At 69.2% G+C, this 5,882-nt stretch carries 6 protein-coding genes; 3 read left to right on the forward strand and 3 right to left on the reverse strand.

Translation table 11 applies throughout. The features are described from left to right. Positions 1-151: 151 nt before the first annotated feature. From DD1DGNOD_RS05035 to DD1DGNOD_RS05045, 3 genes are all read right to left on the reverse strand, one after another. Positions 152-379: a DUF3107 domain-containing protein gene (locus DD1DGNOD_RS05035; protein ID WP_131765475.1), complete on the reverse strand. Its 228-nt coding sequence runs from the start codon at positions 377-379 to the stop codon at positions 152-154. Positions 380-574: 195 nt separating this feature from the next. Continuing rightward, complete coding sequence (locus DD1DGNOD_RS05040) at positions 575-1,348, reverse strand: TetR/AcrR family transcriptional regulator (RefSeq protein WP_241255473.1); 774 nt, start codon at positions 1,346-1,348, stop codon at positions 575-577. A 359-nt stretch (positions 1,349-1,707) separates the two neighbouring features. Further along, a complete protein-coding gene (locus DD1DGNOD_RS05045; RefSeq protein ID WP_131765476.1) occupies positions 1,708-1,920 on the reverse strand; it encodes a hypothetical protein in 213 nt (70 codons plus the stop codon). Between the two features lie 739 nt (positions 1,921-2,659). Here DD1DGNOD_RS05045 and DD1DGNOD_RS05050 point away from each other — a divergent pair. The 3 genes from DD1DGNOD_RS05050 (at position 2,660) to DD1DGNOD_RS05060 (ending at position 5,514) form a co-directional block, all read left to right on the forward strand. Then, complete coding sequence (locus tag DD1DGNOD_RS05050; protein ID WP_131765477.1) at positions 2,660-3,589, forward strand: Ku protein; 930 nt, start codon at positions 2,660-2,662, stop codon at positions 3,587-3,589. Between the two features lie 240 nt (positions 3,590-3,829). Further along, on the forward strand, positions 3,830-5,002 hold the full coding sequence (gene moeZ / locus DD1DGNOD_RS05055) for an adenylyltransferase/sulfurtransferase MoeZ (protein WP_131765478.1): 1,173 nt from the start codon (positions 3,830-3,832) through the stop codon (positions 5,000-5,002). A 161-nt stretch (positions 5,003-5,163) separates the two neighbouring features. Next, on the forward strand, positions 5,164-5,514 hold the full coding sequence (locus DD1DGNOD_RS05060) for an MGMT family protein (RefSeq protein ID WP_131785023.1): 351 nt from the start codon (positions 5,164-5,166) through the stop codon (positions 5,512-5,514). Positions 5,515-5,882: the final 368 nt, after the last annotated feature.

Genomic DNA, 5,882 nt, shown 5'->3' on the forward strand with positions numbered 1-5,882 from the left:
GCGCGTCCTTTGCGCGTTGCACGAGCGGGGACGGCGCGAGCGGGGGACGGATGGCCGCGAGCCGGACAGTCCTTCTCAGGCGCTGTCGACTATCGCGTCCTGCCGCCGGAGGCCCAGGTCCCCCAGGTCCCCCAGGGTCACTCGGAGCGCGTCAGAGCGCGCCGAAGCCGACCCGGCGCGTCTCGGCTTCGGCAATCTCGACGTAGGCCAGTTTTCCGACCGGGATGACGACCCGCCGGCCCTTCTCGTCCACGAGCGTGAGCAGTCCCAGATCCGACCTGATCGCGTCGGTAACCGCCTGGGCCACGTCATCCGGTGACTGGCCGCTCTCAATGACCAGTTCGCGCCCGACGTTCTGGATGCCGATCTTGACCTCCACTAGCGATGACCTCCACGTTCGTCAGGTGTGCCGTCCAGGTTCCTTGCGACTTCCGGCGGCGGGAGAAGAGCGAGGGTCTCGCCGTCTTCGGCCGGCTAGGTCACCATAGGGCCTGCGGCGCAGGGTGTGGGACGCGGCCGGGTCATGTTCGCTGGAGGCGTCAGCCATCGGCCGGGACGCCGGCCAGGCCGCCGGTCAGCCGTCGATCGACCTGGCGCGTGCGTGAGCGGCGTCGGTGGTGGCTGGATCGCTGCTCGTTCTCGGCGCCGCGGCGCCACCGCTGGCGGTTTCTCGTACCGGTTCCGGTTCTCGCGCCGGTGTCGGGTCGGCACCGCCGGCGGTGCGGCGTGGGTAGCCGGCCAGTCCCCGCCAGGCCAACTCGACCATGGTTGCGATGGCCTGTTCTTTCGCAACCGCCCCGCCGGTGACCAGCCACCAGCGGGCGCCGGTCTCGGCAAGGCCTACCAGCCCGATCGAGAGCAGTTCGGCCTCGGCCGGGCCGACGCCGGTGTCCGCGGCGATGACGTCGGCGATGGCGTTGGCGCACTCGGTGAAACTGTTCTCCACCCGTTTGCGGACGGCGGGCTCGCTGCGCAGGTCGGACTCGAGAACGAGCTGGTAGGCGCCGCTGGGGTCGTCGACGAAGTCGAAGTAGGCCGCGATCGACCGCGCGATCCGGGTATGATTGTCGGTGGTGGACGCAAGTGCCCGCTGGACGCTGGAGACGAGGGCGTGGGCCTGCTCGTCCAGCAACGCCAGGTAGAGCTCGAGCTTTCCGGGAAAGTGCTGGTAGAGGACGGGTTTACTGACGCCCGCGCGTTCGGCGATCTCATCCATCGCGGTAGCGTGGTAACCCTGGGCAACGAAAACCTCGCGGGCCGCTCCCAGGAGCTGGAAGCGGCGTGCGGTTCGTGGCAGTCGGGCGGTCTTGCCTGAACGCGGTTGCGGCGCGGCCGGCTCGGCGCTCACCGGCGCACCTCCTTCGATCGGTCGAGCCTCGGTGCTGGCCCGACGGATGCCCGTGCCGGGCGCTGCGTCCGTCCGGGACCCGACCTGTGGTGCTTTATCATGCTATGTCAACATAAGGTGAACACGCAGGATGCGTGTATCTGGCGGTGGCGAACCCACTGGTGGCTCACCGTACCTTTCCTACCCGATCTCGTCCTGCCTGATCCCAGCATGCCTACAGGGCCAAAGGCGGCGCGATCATGTTTTTCCCGCGCCGGACATACCAGCACCGGCGGGCTGCGCCGAGCGAGCCCGCCGTCACCGTTCGCTCAGAGCGCACTCGGGGAGCTCACTTCGGGCTCACCTGAGGGAGGCCCGCTTCACCGGTACTCGTCCTCGTCGACGTCCACGATGATTCGCTGCTCCGCGGCGTCGTACTCGTCGACCTCCAGCGACGACGGCCACGGTGCCGCCAGCGGCAGCGGATCGTGCGCCAAGACCTCACGAGCCTGCTCCGCGGCGTCCGCGTCGGGCACGTCGGGACGGTCGAGAACGTCATGCACGTCGAACGGAAGATCCGTCGGTGAGCTCATGGCTTTCTCCTGTCAGCGCCTACGGACTGTGGTCCTCTGTACTCTTGTGTTGGCCCTACCGCCGTTTTGGAACCTTCCACCTATGCGCCGGGCGTACCTGCCAAAGAGGCAAAAAGATCGCCGTGTTCTTCGACTCGGTCCGGCCCGTCGCTCACCATGAATACCAGCTCATCCGGCTGCGGGCAGGCAACGGCCCCGTCGTGAGGTGACCGGGGTGGAAGCGGTCGGGTGTGGCCCCGCACGCGGGGCGCGGACCCACGCCGTGGTCTTCGCGGGGTGATTCCGGGACCGGTCGACGATCGTCTGGTCTGCGCGCGCAGTCCTGGGCATGTTCGCGACGATCGGCTCCGCAGGCCCCCGGACGACGGCGTTCGACCAGCGGGCCGGGGTTCCTGCCGGATCCGGGAGGTCGGGAAGCTGATCCGGGAAGTCCGGAAACCGGTCCGGAAGATCCGGAGGACCGGGGAGGCGGCGGCGGGACCAGCGCCCGGTCGGCTGCCCGGACGGCCTCCGTCCGGTGTGCGTACGCCCGCACTTCGTTCGTCTTTTGTGCTCACATCGCTTCCGTACCCTCAGGCAGTGGGAGACCATTGATGGAAGAGTGTGTTTGCCGGACGCGAACTGCGGCTCGTCGGGCCGTACTCGCCGGGGCGGACACCTGATCCGGTGATGTCGCCGATGCGATGTCGCCGATCGGGACAGCCCTTGAACATGCTCCAACTCACAGTAAGGGGCGGGCATGCGGTCGATCTGGAAAGGCGCGATCTCCTTCGGTCTCGTCCGGATTCCGGTCAGGCTCTATTCGGCCACCGAAGATCGGGATGTCTCCTTCCACCAGGTCAGACGATGGGACGGGTCCCGCATCCGCTACAAGCGGGTGGCGGCGGCGGACGGCGCCGAGGTGCCCTACTCGGAGATCGCCAAGGGATACGAGCTGCCGTCCGGGGAGACCGTCGTGCTCACCGACGACGACTTCGCGAACCTGCCGCTGCCCACCTCCCACACGATCGACGTGCTGGAGTTCGTTCCGCTGGCGCAGGTCGACCCGATCTACTTCGCCAAGAGCTACTACGTCGAGCCCGACCGGACCGGGGTCAGGTCGTACGTACTCCTGCGCGACGCGCTCGCGCGCTCCGGTCGCGTCGCGCTCGTCAAGATCGCCCTGCGTCAGCGGGAGCAGCTCGCGACCCTCCGGATACGCGGCGGGGTGCTCGTCCTGTCGACGATGGTCTGGCCGGATGAGGTACGCCGTCCCGACTTCCCGTTCCTGGGCGACAAGGTGGACGTCGGTCCGCAGGAACTGGTCATGGCGCAGACGTTGATCGAAACGTTGTCCGACGACTTCGACCCGAGCCCCTACACCGACGGCTACCGCCAGGCCCTGCAGGCCCTCATCGACGCGAAGGCGTCCGGCGAGAAGGTGATGGCCCCGCCGGTCGAGAGTGAGACGGCCACCCCTACGGACGATCTGGTGGTCGTCCTCGCCGCGAGTGTGGCGGAGGCCCACCGCAACCGGCAGCCGGCCGGCGCCGGTCGGGATGCCGGCTCGGATCCGGATGCTGCCGGTCCGGATGGCGCGGGTCCCAACGGCAACGGCAACGGCCAGCAGGGCGCGCGGACCGCGAAGGGATCCGGCGGACCCAGGGCCAGGACGGCAAGCCGCAGGTAGACGGGTAGGGGCGCAGGCTGCGGGTGGACGTGCGCAGCGGAAACCGGACTATGGAGCGGAAGCTTCAGGTCGTGTGCGGCGTTGTCGACGTCAGCCCCATGTCCGGGCCTGTTGTGCTCATGTCGCCGGTGTCCGCTTCCGTCGGCGGATCGCCGACGAGAGTGTGCCCTCCCTGCGAGGATGGGGACGACAAGGTAGCCGGACGTACGGATGCCAGCGTTGTAACCGCGAGGAGAGATCGTGTCCCTGCCGCCCCTGGTCGAGCCAGCGGCCGACCTGACCATCGACGAGGTCCGCCGGTACTCCCGGCATCTGATCATTCCAGATGTCGCCATGGACGGCCAGAAGCGGCTGAAGAACGCGAAGGTGCTGGCCGTCGGCGCCGGCGGGCTCGGCTCGCCGACCCTGCTCTATCTGGCCGCGGCCGGGGTGGGGACGCTCGGCATCGTCGAGTTCGACACCGTGGACGAGTCCAACCTGCAGCGCCAGATCATCCACGGGCAGTCCGACGTCGGGCGATCCAAGGCGGAGTCGGCCCGCGACGCCATCCGTGAGGTCAACCCGTACGTCAACGTCGTCCTGCACGAGACCCGGCTGGACACCTCGAACGTCACGGAGATCTTCAGCCAGTATGACCTGATCGTGGACGGGACGGACAACTTCGCCACCCGCTACCTGGTCAACGATGCCTGCGTGCTGCTCGGCAAGCCGTACGTGTGGGGGTCGATCTACCGGTTCGACGGGCAGGCGAGCGTGTTCTGGGCCGAACACGGCCCGTGCTACCGCTGCCTCTATCCGGAGCCGCCTCCGCCCGGCATGGTGCCGTCATGCGCCGAGGGCGGCGTGCTCGGCGTGCTGTGCGCGTCGATCGGGTCGATCCAGACCACCGAGGCGATCAAGTTGCTGACCGGGATCGGTGAGCCGCTGGTCGGGCGGCTGATGGTCTACGACGCCCTGGAGATGAGCTACCGCGCCATCAAGGTCCGCAAGGACCCGGAGTGCCGGCTGTGCGGCAAGAACCCGACCATCACCGAGCTGATCGACTACGAGGCGTTCTGCGGGGTCGTCTCGGACGAGGCTCAGCAGGCCGCGGCCGGTGCGACGATCCTGGCCACCGAGCTCAAGGACTGGCTCGACCGGGGTGAGCCGATCGAGCTGGTCGACGTCAGGGAACCGGCGGAGTGGGAGATCGTGCGTATCCCGGGGGCGCGTCTGATCCCCAAGGGTGAGCTGCCGGCACATCTGTCCGAGCTGCCGCTGGACCGCCGGGTCGTCCTCTACTGCAAGAGCGGTGTGCGCTCGGCCGAGGCGCTGGCAACGCTGAAGGGGGCGGGATTCTCCTCGGCGGTGCACGTCCAGGGTGGAGTGACCGCCTGGGCGACCCAGGTCGACAGGTCCCTGCCCGTCTACTGACGGGCTGGTCTGCCGAGACCGGACTGGTCCGCTGGAGGTACTGTCCGCCGGAGGTGCGCCACCGGAAGTACCTCAGGGACCGGCCCGACCGAAAGCCGGTGGAGGTTGGACGGGGAGTGGACGCGCAGCGGGCCGAACGGCGGCACGAGCCGCCGCTGAGCGTGTCCGCGGGACTGGCCACCCGCATCAGCGTCGGTGGCAGACCGAGCCCGTACGCGATGACCGTCCTCGAGGCGGTCACGCGCATTCCCCGCGGCAAGGTGATGACCTACGGTGATGTCGCCGAGTATGTGGGTGCGGGCACCGGCCGGACGGTCGGCGCCGTGCTCAGCCGGCACGGGCATGACGACGATGTGCCCTGGCACCGGGTGATCCGCTCTACCGGCGAACCGAACCCCACGGCCCCGGTCGAGGCACTGCGGCGGCTCGCCGCCGACGGCACGGCGCTGCGCCCCGGTGGGGAGCGGGTGGATCTGGCCGTGGCCCGCTGGGACGGCCGGACGGCCGGTTGACGGCGCGTTCTTGTTGACGGCACGCCCTGGTTGGCGGCGCGCTCGACCTGCCCGCCTACTTGCCCGACCACCCCGACCCCGACCCCGGTCCCGAGACGGCGGAGGACGCCATATGGCTGGCTGACGGCGTACTCCACCCGTCCGTCCGACCTGCAGCCGTAACGGCTGGTTCGTCCGGTTCCGCCAGCGGGGTCGGGTTCTGTCGGTGGGGCGTGGTGTGCTCTACGCCGTGACAGTTCACCAGGACGCCGCCGGGGTCGCCGGGGCGGTCGCGACCGCGGGCAGCCCCCCGGCCTACCGGCTCGTGCGGACCCCTCCGCCGCCGGTACGACCGCCCGTCCTCGATGCCGACCAGCGCCGGGTGGTCG

The sequence above is a fragment of the Candidatus Protofrankia californiensis genome (assembly GCF_900634765.1).
In the GTDB taxonomy this organism is placed as follows: Bacteria; Actinomycetota; Actinomycetes; order Frankiales; family Frankiaceae; genus Protofrankia; species Protofrankia californiensis.

Coding starts and splice junctions, on each gene's coding strand:
- DD1DGNOD_RS05045 (WP_131765476.1), bottom strand. CDS start 1,920: ATGAGCTCACCGACGGATCTTCCGTTCGACGTGCATGACGTTCTCGAC.
- DD1DGNOD_RS05050 (WP_131765477.1), top strand. CDS start 2,660: ATGCGGTCGATCTGGAAAGGCGCGATCTCCTTCGGTCTCGTCCGGATT.